The organism is Pseudomonas sp. FP2254 (assembly GCF_030687695.1).
Classification (GTDB): domain Bacteria; phylum Pseudomonadota; class Gammaproteobacteria; order Pseudomonadales; family Pseudomonadaceae; genus Aquipseudomonas; species Aquipseudomonas quebecensis.
In genome coordinates, this window is the sequence record NZ_CP117444.1 from 1,177,238 (window position 1) to 1,192,431 (window position 15,194).

Below are 15,194 nucleotides of genomic sequence, written 5' to 3' on the forward strand. Positions count from 1 at the left end.
CCCACATGAGAACCCTTACTGTTTAGCCCGCGCAGGTGTATCGTATCTGCCCTTTGCAGGCCACGCGCCTGCGGCCGATACGTGAGGTTGTTGTGTCCCGATCCTTTTCCCGTCGACAAATCCTGGGTGGCCTGGCAGGCCTGGCCGTAGTGGGCGTCGGTGCCGGTGGGGCCTACCGCTACTGGCTGGGGAAAGTCGCCGAGGCCGAAGCGGGGCACGATTACGAACTGATCGCGGCACCGTTGGATGTTGAGCTGGTGCCGGGACACAAGACTCAAGCCTGGGCGTTCGGCCCATCGGCGCCGGGCACCGAGTTGCGTGTGCGCCAGGGTGAGTGGTTGCGGGTGCGCTTTATCAACCATCTGCCGGTCGCCACCACCATCCACTGGCACGGTATCCGCCTGCCGCTGGAAATGGACGGGGTACCCTACGTCTCGCAGTTGCCGGTGCTGCCCGGCGAATATTTCGACTACATATTCCGCGTGCCCGACGCTGGCAGCTACTGGTACCACCCCCACGTCAACAGCAGCGAAGAACTTGGCCGGGGCCTGGTCGGGCCGTTGATCATCGAAGAACGCGAACCCACCGGTTTCAAGCACGAACGCACCCTGAGCCTGAAAAGCTGGCACGTGGATGACGAGGGCGCCTTTGTCGCTTTCAGCATTCCCCGTGAGGCCGCGCGTGGCGGTACGGCCGGGCGCTTGTCGACGATCAATGGTGTGTCCCAGGCGGTGATCGATCTGCCGGCCGGGCAGATTACCCGCGTGCGCCTGCTCAACCTCGATAACACCCTGACCTATCGCATCAATATTCCCGACGTCGAAGCACGGATCTACGCGCTGGACGGCAATCCCGTCGAACCGCGCCCGCTGGGCAAGGAATACTGGTTGGGCCCGGGCATGCGCATCTGCCTGGCAATCAAGGCGCCGCCGGCGGGTGAAGAACTGTCGATCCGCAACGGCCCGGTGCGCCTGGGCACCTTTCGTTCGGTGCCTGGCTCCGACGCGCCCGCCGAGTGGCCCGCGGCGTTGCCCGCCAACCCGATCAGCGAGCCGGACCTGGCCAATGCCGAAAAGCTCAACTTCAATTTCGAGTGGGTCGGTTCGGTCTCGGTCAATGTCGACAACGGCAAGCCGCCGAGCCTGTGGCAGATCAACGGGCAGGCCTGGGACATCACCGACAAGACCTGCGCCGACCGCCCGATCGCCAGGCTGGAAAAGGGCAAGAGCTACATTTTCGAATTGAAGAACATGACCCAGTACCAGCACCCCATCCACCTGCACGGCATGAGCTTCAAGGTGATCGCCTCGAACCGCCACAAGGTGATCCCGTACTTCACCGACACCTACCTGCTGGGCAAGAACGAACGCGCGCGCGTAGCGCTGGTGGCGGATAACCCAGGGGTGTGGATGTTCCACTGCCACGTGATCGACCATATGGAAACCGGCCTGATGGCCGCCATCGAGGTGGCGTGATGCGCCAGTTTCGCCCCATCGCAATCATCGACCGCAGCCGTGACCAGGACTTCATGCGCCAAGCCCTGGCCCTCGCCGCCCAAGGCGCGGCGCTGGGTGAAGTGCCGGTCGGCGCGGTGCTGGTGCAGGACGGCGAAATCATCGGGCGTGGCTTCAACTGCCCCATCAGCACCCACGACCCCAGCGCGCATGCCGAGATGGTCGCCATCCGCGCCGCCGCGCAAGCTGTCAGCAACTACCGCCTGCCGGGCAGTACGCTGTACGTGACCCTGGAACCGTGCAGCATGTGCGCCGGGCTGATCGTGCATTCACGCATCGCGCGGGTGGTGTATGGCGCGTTGGAGCCCAAGGCCGGGATTGTGCAAAGCCAGGGGCAATTTTTTACCCAGGGTTTTTTGAATCATCGGGTGTTGTTTGAAGGCGGTGTGCTGGCCGAGGAGTGCGGCACGGTGCTGAGCGAATTCTTCAAAGCCCGCCGGGCCAAACCCGCCCTCTAAAGAACACAGCAGATCAAATGTGGGAGGGGGCTTGCCCCCGATGACGGCGGGTCAGCTAAGGCTATGCTGACCGACACTCTGAAATCGGGGGCAAGCCTCCACCCATATTTTGAGCTTCATTTTTCCAGCGGGACGGGGGCTTACTTTTTGGCGATGATGACGGCCCGCATAGGCGCCGGCAGCCCTTCAATGGTCTTGCTGTGATCATCCGGATCCAGGAAGTCACTCAGCGACTGATACTTCATCCACTCCGTGCCGCGCTGTTCTTGCACCGTGGTCACGCTCACATCCACACAACGCACCTCACTGAACCCCGCACGCCGCAGCCACAGCATCAATGCCGGTACCGACGGCAGGAACCACACGTTACGCATCTGCGCATAACGGTCTTCCGGCACCAGAACTTGCTGCTGATCGCCTTCCACCACCAATGTTTCGAGCACCAGCTCGCCGCCCTTGACCAGGGTGTCTTTCAGCGCCAGCAAATGCTCGATGGGTGAGCGACGGTGGTAGAACACGCCCATGGAAAACACCGTGTCGAAGCCTTCCAGGTTCGCCGGCAGGTCTTCGAAGGGGAACGGCAGGTGCCAGGCCCTGGGCTCGGACAGATAGCGCTGCACAGCCTGGAACTGGCAGAAGAACAGCCAGTTGGGGTCCACGCCGATCACGCTGTCGGCGCCGGCACCGAGCATGCGCCACATGTAGTAACCGTTGCCGCAACCGACATCGAGGATGCGTTTGCCCTTGAGGTCCAGGTGCGGAGCAACGCGCGACCACTTCCAGTCCGAGCGCCATTCGGTGTCCACATGCACGCCGAACAAATGGAACGGGCCTTTGCGCCACGGGCTCAGGCCCATCAGCGCGGTGTGCATCTGTGCGCGGGTGGCGTCGTCGCAATCGGCGTCCAGGGTCAGGCCATTGAGCAAGTCGAGTTGGCTGGGCTGGAGCTCTGGCAGCGCATCCAACGCACTTTGCCAGCGCGCAAGGTCGCCATGCCCCTTCTCCATCTTGCTGTCGAGCTGCGCCTGCAGGCCCTGGGCCCAGACGGCCAGGGGAGTGCCGACCAGATGGCGGGCGAGGGGGGACAAATCAATCATGGCAAGGCAATCAACGAGGCAAAGTTAAGACACTGGAACCACGGCACTACTTTCGAGAACCCGGCCGCCAGCAGGCGTTCGCGGTGTTCTTCGAGGCTGTCGGGCTTCATGACGTTTTCGATGGCGCTGCGCTTCTGGGCGATTTCCAGTTCGCTGTAGCCGTTGGCGCGTTTGAACGCGATGTGCAGGTCGGTGAGCAGCGCGTGTTCTTCAAGGTCATTGAAGCGCAGTTTTTCCGAGAGGATCAGCGCCCCGCCGGGCAACAGCGCCTGGCGAATGCGTCCGAGCAACGCCAGGCGCTCCTCGGGGGCGATGAATTGCAGGGTGAAGTTCAGCGCCACCACCGAGGCCGGCTGGAATTGCAGCGCGAGAATATCGCCCTCGACCACCTCCACCGGCAGCAACTCCTGAAACATCGAGTCCTGGCCATTGAGGTATTCGCGGCAGCGCTCGACCATGGCCGCCGAGTTATCCACCGCGATGACGCGGCAACTGTCGGTGCGCACATGACGGCGCAGGGCCTGGGTCACCGCGCCGAGGGACGAACCCAGGTCGTAGAGCATGCTGTTGGGTTGGGCAAACTGCGCCGCGAGGACGCCAAGGTTCTCGACGATGGTCGGGTAACCGGGCACTGAGCGTTTGATCATGTCCGGGAACACCCGCACCACGTCCTCGTTAAAGGCGAAGTCCGGCACCTGGGGCAGGGGCTGGGCGAATAGGCGATCGGGTTCTTGGCTCACGGTTGTTCCGGCGACGGTGGGGGAAAGGCCGGCATTTTAGCTATGTTGGTAATGTTATGCGCGGTTTGTCTGACTAACCGCGCAGGTTGGGGAGCAGATAGCTTTGTGTTGCAGAGCTGGACAAGATTTAGGATCAAGGGATTCCCGTTCCACCGTGAAGGTCGAACTCGACGAAAACTACGATGCGGTCGTCGGGATCAAAGGTAGCGACAGCCGAAATGGTGCTCTTTCCATAGGAGTGCTTATTTTGATGATTGGTGGTGATGTTCAACGTAGCTGACTTGGTATCGTATAAATATGGTAGTCCGTTGTATCTGACTTCCGCACCTTGGAAGTCCTTGTCGTCAGGGAAGGCATACACGCCAGTCTTGATATCTCTTACAAGTTTAAGTGTTACCGATGTCAGGCGTAATGCTCCTGTGGTGTCCTGACCGTATATCTCCATAGTGTTGTTCGCGTAGTTCACATGAACAAAATCTGCTTCTAAGGCAGGTTTGTCGTCAATCTTGGCGGTTATCGTACCCGTTGTAGGGCTCTTGCGAATGCCCGTCGTCATGTCGTTGTCCTCCGATGAGGGGATCGTTTTGTTCCCCCGTTGGATAACTCTATGAGCCTATATCCGTTATATCTACTGTCATAATTGACAGGTTTCTAGCGTGGTTTGTTATGACTATCTGTGGGTAATTGCATATGGAAAACGTAATCGACGATCAGGTTGTGGGGCATGAGGACTTTGAAAACGCTGATGCTGTAATTCCCCATTGCCCCAACCAATAGGTAATGATCAACAGATACGGCGCGGCATCGAAGGTCACCACAAAGCGGTTGATGCCGATCAGCGTGTCCGAAAACACAAACAATGCCGCGCCAATGGCCGCCAGTTGCGCCGAGCGCTTGGGTACATCGCTGCCCAGGCGAGCCAGTGCACGCCAGAGCATGGCGCTGATCACCAGCGCGTACGCCACCACCGGAGTCAGCAAGTCGCCCAGGCCTTGGGAAATCAGGATGCTCAACAGGATCGTCCCAACCCCCAGCGCCAAGGCCAACGGCAACAGCGCCGGGCGCCGGCAGTCGCTGAAGTAGGCCTTGAGGTACGCCAGGTGCGCGAACAGAAACGCGCCCAGGCCGAAGATAAACAGGTCGCCGGGCCAGGCCAGTAACACGTCGCCTACCAGGGAGAAGATCAACCCCAGGCTGATCCAGGGCCGATAGTCGCTCTGCGGCGCGTCATGCAGCCAACCCAGCAGCGCCAGCACCGGCAACGGTTTGACCAACAGGCACAGTAACGCCGCGTGGACGCTCAGCCCGTAGATGAAGGTGCCGGCGCCCATCAACGCAAGGATCAGCCAGGGCATATCAGTTCACCGTAATGGCGCAGTCGAACACCTCGACGGGTTCGGCTTCCGGTTCCCAGGGTTGCTGTGAGGTCAGGCGCAAACGGCCCTGACCGGCCGCGAAGGCCTGGAAGCGCCACGCGGACTGGCCACCGCCGCCGATCACCCCGGATTCGGTGCTGCTATAGACCTCGGGACCGAGCCCACGCAACACGCCGCCGGCGGAATCCTGGATCGCCCAGCGGTAACCGGTGGTGGGGTTGCTGGGCAGGGTGAGGATCAGGTTTTGTCCGCTTTTCAGCTGAAGCGGGCAGGCGCTCTGATTGTCCACGCTGACGTTTTGCTTCGGCGCGCTGGCACACGCGGTCAGCAGGGCAAGGCTCAAGGGGAGAAGCAGGCGGGCAGCGGTCATGAGGGCTCCGATGTTTGGCGACGAAGACCGAGCATAACCGAAGATAAGACCGGGTGTTACACGCTGGATACAGGTTGCGGCCACTTACGCCATCGGGGGCAAGCCCCCTCCCACAGGTTGAGTTGTGAACCCATTCAAGTGTGGGAGGGGGCTTGCCCCCGATGAGGCCAGTGCAAGCGCTAACGGTCTATCAGAACAGCACCTTCGCCACATCCGCAAAGCGCTTGGCGAAATGCACCGTCATACCTTCCTTCAGGTACTCCGGCAATTCTTCAAAGCTGCCACGGTTCGGTTCCGGCAGGATCAGTTCATGGATCTTCTGACGCCGCGCCGCGATGACTTTTTCGCGCACGCCGCCAATCGGCAGCACATGCCCGGTCAGCGTCAGCTCGCCGGTCATGGCCACGCCTTTTTTCGGCGGTTGGTTGCGTGCCAGCGACAACAGCGCGCTGGCCATGGTCACGCCGGCGCTCGGGCCGTCCTTCGGTGTGGCGCCTTCCGGTACGTGCAGGTGTACGAAGGCTTCGTCAAAGAATTTCGGATCGCCGCCAAACGATTTCAGATTCGAACTGATGTAGCTGTAGGCAATTTCGGCGGACTCCTTCATCACTTCACCCAACTGGCCCGTGAGCTTGAAGCCACGGTTGAGGGTGTGGATGCGCGTCGCTTCGATCGGCAAGGTCGCGCCGCCCATGCTGGTCCACGCCAGGCCGGTGATGACCCCGGTGCCGGACAGTACTTGTTCGTTGCGAAACACCGGCATGCCCAGGGAGCTTTCCAGATCCTTGTTGCCGATCTTGATCACCGTGTCCGGCGCATCCAGCAACTTGACCACGGCCTTGCGCACCAGTTTACCCAGCTGCTTCTCCAGCTGGCGCACCCCGGCTTCACGGGCGTAACCGTCGATCAGCGCGCGCAATGCCCCGTCGCTGATGGTCAGGCTGTTCTTCGCCACACCGGCTTTTTCCAGTTGCTTGGGCCACAGGTGGCGCTTGGCGATGGCGACTTTTTCTTCGGTGATATAGCCCGACAGGCGAATCACTTCCATACGGTCGAGCAATGGGCCGGGGATGGAATCCAGGGTGTTGGCGGTGCACACGAACAGCACCTTGGACAGATCCAGGCGCAGGTCCAGGTAGTGGTCGAGGAATTCGACGTTCTGCTCCGGGTCCAGGGTTTCCAGCAGCGCCGACGCCGGGTCGCCCTGGAAGCTCTGGCCCATCTTGTCGATCTCGTCGAGCATGATCACCGGGTTCATCACTTCCACATCTTTCAACGCCTGCACCAGTTTGCCCGGCAGGGCGCCGATGTAGGTGCGGCGATGGCCCTTGATCTCGGCCTCGTCGCGCATGCCACCGACACTGAAACGGTAGAACGGGCGGCCCAGGGATTCGGCGATGGATTTGCCCACGCTCGTCTTGCCCACGCCCGGCGGACCCACCAGCAGCACGATGGAGCCGGCGACTTCGCCTTTGTAGGCGCCCACGGCAAGGAATTCGAGGATGCGGCTCTTGATGTCGTCGAGGCCCGCGTGGTGTTTATCCAGCACCTTGCGGGCGTGCTTGAGGTCGAGCTTGTCCTTGCCGTACACGCCCCATGGCACCGAGGTGGCCCAATCCAGGTAGTTGCGCGTGACCGCGTATTCCGGCGAGCCGGTTTCCAGGATCGACAGTTTGTTCAGTTCTTCGTCGATGCGTTTTTTCGCCTGGGCCGGCAACACTTTGCCTTCCAGGCGCTGCTCGAACTGCTCGACGTCCGCGCTGCGGTCGTCTTTGGTCAAGCCCAGCTCCTGCTGGATGACTTTGAGCTGTTCCTTGAGGAAGAACTCGCGCTGGTGCTCGCCGATCTTGCGGTTCACCTCCGCGGACAGCTCTTTTTGCAGGCGCGCGACTTCGACTTCCTTGCGCAGCATCGGCAGTACTTTCTCCATGCGCTTGAGCATGGGCACGCAGTCCAGCACTTCCTGCAGCTCGTTGCCGGTGGCGGAGGTGAGGGCGGCGGCAAAGTCGGTCAGCGGCGACGGGTCGTTGGGGCTGAAGCGGTTGAGGTAATTCTTCAACTCTTCGCTGTACAGCGGGTTGAGGGGCAGCAGTTCCTTGATGGCGTTGATCAGCGCCATGCCGTAAGCCTTGACCTCGTCGGTCGGCTCGGACGGCTGGTGTGGGTATTCGACTTCCACCAGATACGGCGGGCGGTGGTGCTTGAGCCAGGTGCGAATCCTCACGCGGGTCAGGCCCTGGGCGACGAATTGCAGTTTGCCGTTTTCGCGGCTGGCGTGGTGCACCTTCACCAGGGTGCCATACAAAGGCAGGCTGGAAGTGTCGAAGTGGCGCGGGTCTTCCGGCGGCGTGTCCATGAAAAACAGGGCCAGGGAGTGATGCTCGGACTTGCTCACCAGTTCCAGGGTTTCGGCCCAGGGCTCTTCATTGACGATCACCGGCAACACTTGCGCGGGGAAAAACGGCCGATTGTGGATCGGGATGATATAGACCTTGTCCGGCAGGTTCTGACCGGGCAGGGCCAGGCCGGTATTGGTCGAGGGGGTTTCAGCGTTTTCGGGATCGGCGTAGTCGTTAAGGTCGTAATCAGGAAATTCTTGCTGGTCGCTCATGGGGCACCTGCATCAGGAAGTATGGTGCTTAGATGGGGCGAGGTAGCGGTGGTTTCAATGGTGGGGGTGAGATAGCAACATATTGCATGAAATTACTGCGGCGACCCGCTCATGGGGGGAGGGGAGCAGCCCGGCCCACATTGGGTCAGCTGATTTTATGAAGGTAGGCGGGGAGTGGCTGTTCCGGCAGCACCGATAGCACTTTCAAGCGCTGCAGCATCCGCTGCCGGGCCCGTTGCAAGTGCTCGCGCAGGTTCAACGCCGCCGCATCGAATGCGCCATGCAGCAGCAGCTCCAAAATCAAGCGATGTTCGGCGAGCATCGCCGGGTCGGCGCCGATCCCCAGCAATCGGTAAAAGATCCGGCTGATGATCATCGGGCTCTGGCCCTGGCGAATCAACGCGGCAATCTTGCGATTTTGCAGGCCGGCCAGGCAGCGCTGGTGCAAGTCCTCTTCGATCTGCTCGATGGCTTCCAGGCTGCACTGGGGGCTGGCCTGGGCATCCAGTACGCGCTGCAGCATGGCTTCCAGCATGTCGCGGTCGAGGTTCGGTGCACTCTGGCGCAAAGCTTCGGGTTCCAGGCAGGCGCGCAATTCGTAATCTTCGGTGACTTCCCGCGCGGTCAGAGGCCCCGCCAGCCATTGGGAATAGGGCTCCTTTTCCACCAGGCCGCGGTCGCGCAGGCGCATCAGCGCCTCACGCACCACCGCGCGGCTTACCCCGTAATGGTCGGCGGCGGCTTGCTCATCCAGGCGGTAATGGCCGAAGGCGATACAGGTGGACAGCGCCGCGCCGATCTCCTCGACGATGCGCTCGCCCAGCGGCCGAGTGTCCATCAGTTCGGCCTCGCCATTGAGGCCCAGGTGCGCATGGCTCAAGGGCAGGCGCAGCGGCTCCATCGCCAGGCCTTCGGGGTTGATCAGATAACCACGGCCGTTGAAGCGGCAGATCAGGCCTTCGTCATGCAGCAGATCCAACGCCTTGCGCACCGGCACGCGACTGGTGCCGAACAGTTCGGCCAGGGGCGCTTCCAGCAATACCAGCCCGTGCCGCGCGGTGCCGCTCACAATCGCGTCACGCAACACCTGGTGAATCATCGCGTAACGGGAGGCCGAGGCGGATGCTGCTTTCATCGATTTCTCAAAGGCATGTAGGACGATGGCCGGGGATTCTCTCATAGAAGCGCCTGTCACTCTGCGCCACGCCGGAGGCACTTTTTTGGGGCCTTAGCCGAGGCGTTGTTACTTTTCTGCACCAAAATGTATTTATTAATAAAACATACATTATTTGGGCCTGGCGGGGATTTCCTTTACGCGTCAGATTTTTCCAACGTTGGAAAAGCCTCTATCCCGCGATTCTTAGCGACAGCCACGGATTAATCGTCAACCCACGAACACAGGCTGGCACGGATACTGCCTTTGTAAAATGTACATTTTATTAATATGTACGTTTTAGAATGGGGTGTGATGATGCCAGATGCCACGTCAATGGCCGAGGATTTCGCCAGCGGTCGCAGCGATCCGGTGCAAGCGCTTGAACATGCGCTCGACCAGGCCCAACGGTCGAGCAGCGTGTTTATCAGCCTCACCGCCGAGCGCGCCCGCCGTGAAGCCGAGGCCGCCGCCGCCCGCTGGCGTGCCGGTCAGCCACTGAGCGGGTTCGATGGTGTGCCCCTGGCGTGGAAAGACTTGTTCGACGTCGCCGGCAGCGTCACCACCGCCGGCACCGCCTACCGTCGTAATGCGCCCGCCGCCGTGCTCGATGCGCCCATTGTCGGCCTGTTGTGCCGCGCTGGGATGGTCAGCGTCGGCAAAACCAACCTCAGTGAACTGGCCTATTCCGGTCTGGGCCTCAACCCGCATTACGGTACGCCGCACAACCCCTATGGCAGCGATCAGCCGCGGATACCCGGCGGCTCGTCGTCCGGTTCGGCGGTGGCCGTCGCCGCCGGTATCGTGCCGATCGCCATGGGCACCGACACCGCCGGGTCGATCCGCATCCCCTCGGCGCTCAACGGCCTGGTGGGGTATCGCAGCAGCAGCCGGCGCTACAGCCGCGACGGCGTCTTCCCTCTGGCCCGTTCCCTCGACAGCCTTGGCCCGTTGACGCGCAGCGTGCGCGATGCACTGACCCTGGACGATCTGCTCCACGGCCGAGCTCAACGCCACATGCCGCGCAGCCTCAAGGGGCAGCGGTTTGTGCTGGAGCACAGTGTGCTGAGCAACGTTGAGCCGGCCGTGGGCAATAACCTGCTGCGCGCCGTGGAGCAACTGAAGGTCGCCGGTGCCTTGATCGAAAATCGGGAAAGCCCGGCTTTCAAGGCCACGCTGGAACTGATCCAGCAACAAGGCTGGCTCGGTGCCTTCGAAGCCTTCGCCCTGCACGAGGTCCTGCTCGACAGCTGCGACGCCGCGCAACTTGATCCACGCGTGCGGCGCCGCCTTGAAACCGCGCGCGGCCTGCCGGCCAGCCAGTTGATCGGCCTGATCGAAGCGCGCCAACGCCTGCAACAACACGTGGTCGACGACCTCGACGGCGCGATCCTGATCACACCCACCGTCGCCCACGTCGCCCCGCCCCTGGCCCCACTGGAAGCCGACGATCAACTTTTCGCCACCACCAACCTCGCCACCCTGCGCCTGACCATGCCCGGCAGCCTGCTGGACATGCCCGGCGTGACCCTGCCCAGCGGCCGCGACGCCCTGGGCCTGCCCACCGGGATGCTGCTCAGCGCCCCGACGGGGGAGGACGCGCGCCTGCTGCGCGCCGCGTTGTCCGTCGAATCCGTACTTAACGTTTAAGGAGACACACCATGGCTAAAGACATCCTCTGTGCATTTGGCGTCGACGTTGACGCCGTCGCCGGCTGGCTCGGCTCCTACGGCGGCGAAGACTCGCCGGATGACATCTCCCGCGGCCTGTTCGCCGGCGAAGTCGGCGCGCCGCGCCTGCTCAAGTTGTTCGAGCGCTACGGCCTGCGCACCACCTGGTTTATTCCCGGCCACTCGATGGAAACCTTCCCCGAGCAGATGAAGGCGGTGGCCGAGGCCGGCCACGAAATCGGTGTGCATGGCTACAGCCACGAAAATCCGATTGCGATGACCGCCGAGCAGGAAGAAATCGTCCTCGACAAGTCCATCGAACTGATCACCCAGGTCACCGGCAAACGCCCCACCGGCTACGTTGCGCCGTGGTGGGAATTCAGCAAGGTCACCAACGAGCTGCTGCTGAAAAAAGGCATCAAGTACGACCACAGCCTGATGCACAACGACTTCCACCCCTACTACGTACGCAAGGGCGACAGCTGGACCAAGATCGACTACAGCCAGCACCCCGACACCTGGATGAAACCCCTGGTGCGCGGCGAAGAAACCGACCTGGTGGAGATCCCGGCCAACTGGTACCTGGATGACCTGCCGCCGATGATGTTCATCAAGAAAGCCCCCAACAGCCACGGCTTCGTCAACCCGCGTCACCTCGAAGAAATGTGGCGCGACCAGTTCGACTGGGTCTACCGCGAACACGAACACGCGGTGTTCACCATGACCATCCACCCCGACGTATCCGGCCGCCCGCAAGTGCTGCTGATGCTCGAGCGCCTGATCGAGCACATCCAGGGCCATGCCGGGGTGCGTTTTGTCACGTTCGATGAAATCGCCGACGACTTTATCCGTCGTCAACCGCGTACCTGACCCCATCCCTTGAGGCGCCACCCATGTCCATCTACAATAAGCTTGACCTGACCGGTTGGAAGCCCCGGCAACTGTCGTCCCAGGAAGTGCGCTTCGCCACCTGGATCGCGTTTTTCGCCTGGGTGTTTGCGGTGTATGACTTCATCCTGTTCGGCACCTTGCTGCCGGAGATCGGCCGGCATTTCGGCTGGGGCGAAGTGGAGCAAGCCGAGATCGCGACCTGGGTGGCGGTGGGCACCGCCGTGGTCGCCCTGGCCATCGGCCCCATCGTCGACAAGTTGGGGCGACGCAAAGGGATTATTTTCACCGTGGCCGGGTCGGCGCTGTGTTCAGCGCTGACCGCGATCGGCGGGGCATGGGGCAAGTCGCCGCTGATTCTGATCCGTTCCCTGGGCGGTCTGGGCTATGCCGAAGAAACCGTCAACGCCACCTACCTGACCGAACTGTACGGCGCCTCGCAAGACCCGCGACTGACCAAACGTCGCGGCTTCATCTACAGCCTGGTGCAGGGCGGCTGGCCGGTAGGGGCGTTGATTGCGGCGGGGTTGACCGCGTTGTTGCTGCCGATCATCGGCTGGCAGGGCTGCTTTATCTTCGCGGCGATCCCGGCCATCGTCATCGCAATCATGGCGCGCAAGCTCAAGGAGAGCCCGCAGTTCCAGATCCATCAGCGCATCAGCGAGCTGCGTAAAAGCGGCGCGGTGAACGAAGCGCAGAACGTCGCCGCGACCTATGGCGTGGACTACGACGAACACAGCAAGGCCGGGCTCAAAGCCGCGTTCCGTGGTCCGGCACGCCGCGCCACCCTGGTGATCGGCGCCGCGCTGTTGCTCAACTGGGCGGCGATCCAGGTGTTCAGTGTGCTGGGCACGTCGGTGATCGTCAGCGTGCACCACATCTCGTTCGAGAACTCGCTGATCATCCTGGTGCTGTCGAACCTGGTGGGTTACTGCGGCTACCTCAGCCATGGCTGGATGGGCGACAAGATCGGCCGCCGCAATGTGATCGGCCTGGGCTGGATGCTTGGCGGCCTGTCGTTCGCCGGCATGCTGTTCGGCCCCAGCAACATGGCCATGGTGGTCGGTTTGTATAGCCTGGGCCTGTTCTTCCTGATCGGGCCGTACTCGGCGGCGCTGTTCTTTATCAGCGAAAGCTTCCCCACCAGCATCCGCGCCACCGGCGGCGCGATCATCCATGCCATGGGGCCTATCGGTGCGGTGGTGGCAGGGTTTGGTGCCACCCAGGTGTTGTCCGCCGGCAGCGACTGGCAGACCGCCGCGCTGTGGTTCGGCGCGGTGCCGTGCTTCCTGTCCGGTGCGCTGATGTTCGCCGCGCGCCATGTCCGCCCGGAAACCGTGCAGTAAGGAGTGTGAGATGAATCGTAAAGTTGCCTTGATCACCGGTGCCGCCAGCGGCATCGGCCAAGCCCTCGCCGTGGCCTATGCGCGCAGCGGGGTGACGGTGGTGGGCGGGTATTTCCCGGCCGATCCCCATGACCCGCACACCACCGTGAGCCTGGTGCAACAGGCCGGCGGCGTGTGCCTGATGCTGCCGCTGGACGTGGGCGACACCGCCTCGGTGGACGCCTTGGCCGCACAGGCCATGCAGCATTTCGGTCGGCTCGACTATGCGGTGGCCAACGCCGGCCTGCTGCGTCGCGCACCGTTGCTGGAGATGACCGATGCGCTGTGGGACGAGATGCTCAATGTCGACCTGACCGGCGTCATGCGCACGTTCCGCGCCGCCAGCCGGCATATGCGCGAGGGCGGCGCCTTGGTGGCAATCTCGTCGATTGCCGGCGGCGTGTATGGCTGGCAGGACCATAGTCACTACGCCGCCGCCAAGGCTGGTGTGCCGGGGTTGTGCCGCTCCCTGGCGGTGGAACTGGCGCCACTGGGCATTCGGTGCAACGCAGTGATCCCGGGGTTGATCGAGACGCCGCAGTCCCTGGACGCAAAAAACTCCCTCGGCCCTGAAGGCCTGGCCAAAGCCGCCCGCGCTATTCCGCTGGGCCGGGTAGGGCGCGCCGATGAAGTGGCGTCGCTGGTGCAGTTCTTGACCAGTGATGCGTCCAGCTACCTGACCGGCCAGAGCATCGTCATCGACGGCGGCCTGACCGTACGCTGGCCTGACTGATGGGTGGTAGGGAGCTTGCCCTCGATGGTGGTGGGTCAGACACAGCTGTCCTGGCTGAACCGCCGCAATCGGGGGCAAGCCCCCTCCCACATTGGAATGCCGCTGGACGACGGATGTACTCGCTTTAACGGTGGGAGGGGGCTTGCCCCCGATGGGGGTGTGCCAGACACAGCTGTCCTGGCTGAACCGCTGCAATCGGGGGCAAGCCCCCTCCCACATTGGAATGCCGCTGCCCGACGGATGTACTCGCTTTAACGGTGTGAGGGGGCAAGCTCCCTCTCACATTGGAAGGACACTGGCCCGGCGGATGTACTGGCTTCAACTGTGGGAGGGGGCTTGCCCCCGATGGGGGTGTGCCAGACACAGCTGTCCTGGCTGAACCGCTGCAATCGGGGGGCAGACCCCTCTCACATTGGAATTGTGTTTGTTTCTGGAGAATCGATATGCCTCAACTCACTGATCGTCGCACTGTGATCACCGGTGCCGGCAGCGGCATTGGTGCCGCCATCGCCCGCGCTTATGCGGTTGAAGGTGCGCGCCTGTTGTTGGCCGACCGCAATGCCGCCAGCCTCGCCGAAACCGCCATCACCTGCCGCAACCTGGGGGCCGAGGTGGTCGAGTGCGTGGCCGATGTCGGTACGGTCGAAGGCGCTCAGGCCGGGGTCGACCGGTGTGTCGAGCACTTCGGCGGCATCGATATTCTGGTCAACAACGCCGGCATGCTGACCCAGGCGCGTTGCGTCGATCTGTCCATCGAAAGGTGGAACGACATGCTGCGCGTCGACCTCACCAGCGTATTCGTCGCCAGTCAGCGCGCCTTGCCGCACATGCTGGCGCAGCGCTGGGGGCGGATTATCAACGTGGCCTCGCAATTGGGCATCAAGGGCGGCGCCGAGCTGAGCCACTACGCCGCCGCCAAGGCCGGGGTGATTGGCTTTACCAAATCCCTGGCTCTGGAAGTCGCCAAGGACAACGTGCTGGTCAACGCCATCGCCCCCGGCCCGATCGAAACGCCGTTGGTAGGCGGGATCAGCGCGGCCTGGAAACGCGCCAAGGCTGCCGAGTTACCGCTTGGCCGCTTCGGCCTGGCCGATGAAGTGGCGCCCACTGCCGTGCTGCTGGCCAGCGAGCCGGGCGGCAATCTGTTCGTCGGCCAGACGCTGGGCCCGAATGCCGGCGATGTCATGCCATGAGCGGGG

Annotated in this window: 14 protein-coding genes; 7 read left to right on the forward strand and 7 right to left on the reverse strand. The window is 62.5% G+C overall.

The features are described 5' to 3' along the window. Nucleotides 1–92 precede the first annotated feature (92 nt). Both PSH94_RS05240 and tadA read left to right on the forward strand, forming a co-directional pair. Complete coding sequence (locus PSH94_RS05240; RefSeq protein ID WP_181078338.1) at nt 93–1,475, forward strand: multicopper oxidase family protein; 1,383 nt, start codon at nt 93–95, stop codon at nt 1,473–1,475. Further along, nucleotides 1,475–1,972: a tRNA adenosine(34) deaminase TadA gene (gene tadA, locus PSH94_RS05245; protein WP_181078336.1), complete on the forward strand. Its 498-nt coding sequence runs from the start codon at nt 1,475–1,477 to the stop codon at nt 1,970–1,972. The genes PSH94_RS05240 and tadA overlap by 1 nt, the downstream gene beginning before the upstream one ends. 140 nt (nt 1,973–2,112) lie before the next feature. On the opposite strand, the gene cmoB is transcribed toward tadA, so the two are convergent. From cmoB to PSH94_RS05280, 7 genes are all read right to left on the reverse strand, one after another. Then, entirely contained in the window at nt 2,113–3,069 is a 957-nt protein-coding gene (gene cmoB / locus PSH94_RS05250) for a tRNA 5-methoxyuridine(34)/uridine 5-oxyacetic acid(34) synthase CmoB (protein WP_305436702.1), read from the reverse strand. Then, the gene (cmoA, locus tag PSH94_RS05255; RefSeq protein WP_305436703.1) at nt 3,066–3,809 is read right to left on the reverse strand and encodes a carboxy-S-adenosyl-L-methionine synthase CmoA; all 744 of its coding nucleotides are present in this window, start codon (nt 3,807–3,809) and stop codon (nt 3,066–3,068) included. Before cmoA ends, cmoB begins: the two co-directional genes overlap by 4 nt. 133 nt (nt 3,810–3,942) lie before the next feature. Then, the gene (locus PSH94_RS05260; RefSeq protein WP_305436705.1) at nt 3,943–4,365 is read right to left on the reverse strand and encodes a hypothetical protein; all 423 of its coding nucleotides are present in this window, start codon (nt 4,363–4,365) and stop codon (nt 3,943–3,945) included. Between the two features lie 154 nt (nt 4,366–4,519). Further along, on the reverse strand, nt 4,520–5,164 hold the full coding sequence (locus PSH94_RS05265; protein ID WP_305436707.1) for a lysoplasmalogenase: 645 nt from the start codon (nt 5,162–5,164) through the stop codon (nt 4,520–4,522). A 1-nt stretch (nt 5,165) separates the two neighbouring features. Beyond that, nucleotides 5,166–5,555: a protease inhibitor I42 family protein gene (locus tag PSH94_RS05270; protein WP_305436709.1), complete on the reverse strand. Its 390-nt coding sequence runs from the start codon at nt 5,553–5,555 to the stop codon at nt 5,166–5,168. Nucleotides 5,556–5,745: 190 nt separating this feature from the next. Further along, nucleotides 5,746–8,166, reverse strand: a complete 2,421-nt coding sequence (lon, locus tag PSH94_RS05275; protein ID WP_181078326.1) for an endopeptidase La — start codon at nt 8,164–8,166, stop codon at nt 5,746–5,748. A gap of 145 nt (nt 8,167–8,311) precedes the next feature. Further along, the gene (locus PSH94_RS05280) at nt 8,312–9,301 is read right to left on the reverse strand and encodes a GntR family transcriptional regulator (RefSeq protein ID WP_253510650.1); all 990 of its coding nucleotides are present in this window, start codon (nt 9,299–9,301) and stop codon (nt 8,312–8,314) included. Between the two features lie 336 nt (nt 9,302–9,637). On the opposite strand from PSH94_RS05280, the gene PSH94_RS05285 reads away from it, so the two are divergent. From PSH94_RS05285 to PSH94_RS05305, 5 genes are all read left to right on the forward strand, one after another. Beyond that, on the forward strand, nt 9,638–10,969 hold the full coding sequence (locus PSH94_RS05285; RefSeq protein WP_305437715.1) for an amidase: 1,332 nt from the start codon (nt 9,638–9,640) through the stop codon (nt 10,967–10,969). Nucleotides 10,970–10,980: 11 nt separating this feature from the next. Beyond that, nucleotides 10,981–11,859: a polysaccharide deacetylase gene (locus PSH94_RS05290; RefSeq protein WP_266248086.1), complete on the forward strand. Its 879-nt coding sequence runs from the start codon at nt 10,981–10,983 to the stop codon at nt 11,857–11,859. Nucleotides 11,860–11,882: 23 nt separating this feature from the next. Then, complete coding sequence (locus PSH94_RS05295; RefSeq protein WP_181078320.1) at nt 11,883–13,223, forward strand: MFS transporter; 1,341 nt, start codon at nt 11,883–11,885, stop codon at nt 13,221–13,223. Between the two features lie 10 nt (nt 13,224–13,233). Further along, entirely contained in the window at nt 13,234–13,995 is a 762-nt protein-coding gene (locus PSH94_RS05300; RefSeq protein ID WP_266248088.1) for an SDR family NAD(P)-dependent oxidoreductase, read from the forward strand. A gap of 443 nt (nt 13,996–14,438) precedes the next feature. After that, nucleotides 14,439–15,188, forward strand: a complete 750-nt coding sequence (locus PSH94_RS05305) for an SDR family NAD(P)-dependent oxidoreductase (protein WP_181078316.1) — start codon at nt 14,439–14,441, stop codon at nt 15,186–15,188. Nucleotides 15,189–15,194: the final 6 nt, after the last annotated feature.

Coding starts and splice junctions, on each gene's coding strand:
- tadA (WP_181078336.1), top strand. CDS start 1,475: ATGCGCCAGTTTCGCCCCATCGCAATCATCGACCGCAGCCGTGACCAG.
- cmoB (WP_305436702.1), bottom strand. CDS start 3,069: ATGATTGATTTGTCCCCCCTCGCCCGCCATCTGGTCGGCACTCCCCTG.
- PSH94_RS05260 (WP_305436705.1), bottom strand. CDS start 4,365: ATGACGACGGGCATTCGCAAGAGCCCTACAACGGGTACGATAACCGCC.
- PSH94_RS05265 (WP_305436707.1), bottom strand. CDS start 5,164: ATGCCCTGGCTGATCCTTGCGTTGATGGGCGCCGGCACCTTCATCTAC.
- PSH94_RS05270 (WP_305436709.1), bottom strand. CDS start 5,555: ATGACCGCTGCCCGCCTGCTTCTCCCCTTGAGCCTTGCCCTGCTGACC.
- lon (WP_181078326.1), bottom strand. CDS start 8,166: ATGAGCGACCAGCAAGAATTTCCTGATTACGACCTTAACGACTACGCC.
- PSH94_RS05280 (WP_253510650.1), bottom strand. CDS start 9,301: ATGAAAGCAGCATCCGCCTCGGCCTCCCGTTACGCGATGATTCACCAG.
- PSH94_RS05285 (WP_305437715.1), top strand. CDS start 9,638: ATGCCAGATGCCACGTCAATGGCCGAGGATTTCGCCAGCGGTCGCAGC.
- PSH94_RS05290 (WP_266248086.1), top strand. CDS start 10,981: ATGGCTAAAGACATCCTCTGTGCATTTGGCGTCGACGTTGACGCCGTC.
- PSH94_RS05295 (WP_181078320.1), top strand. CDS start 11,883: ATGTCCATCTACAATAAGCTTGACCTGACCGGTTGGAAGCCCCGGCAA.
- PSH94_RS05300 (WP_266248088.1), top strand. CDS start 13,234: ATGAATCGTAAAGTTGCCTTGATCACCGGTGCCGCCAGCGGCATCGGC.
- PSH94_RS05305 (WP_181078316.1), top strand. CDS start 14,439: ATGCCTCAACTCACTGATCGTCGCACTGTGATCACCGGTGCCGGCAGC.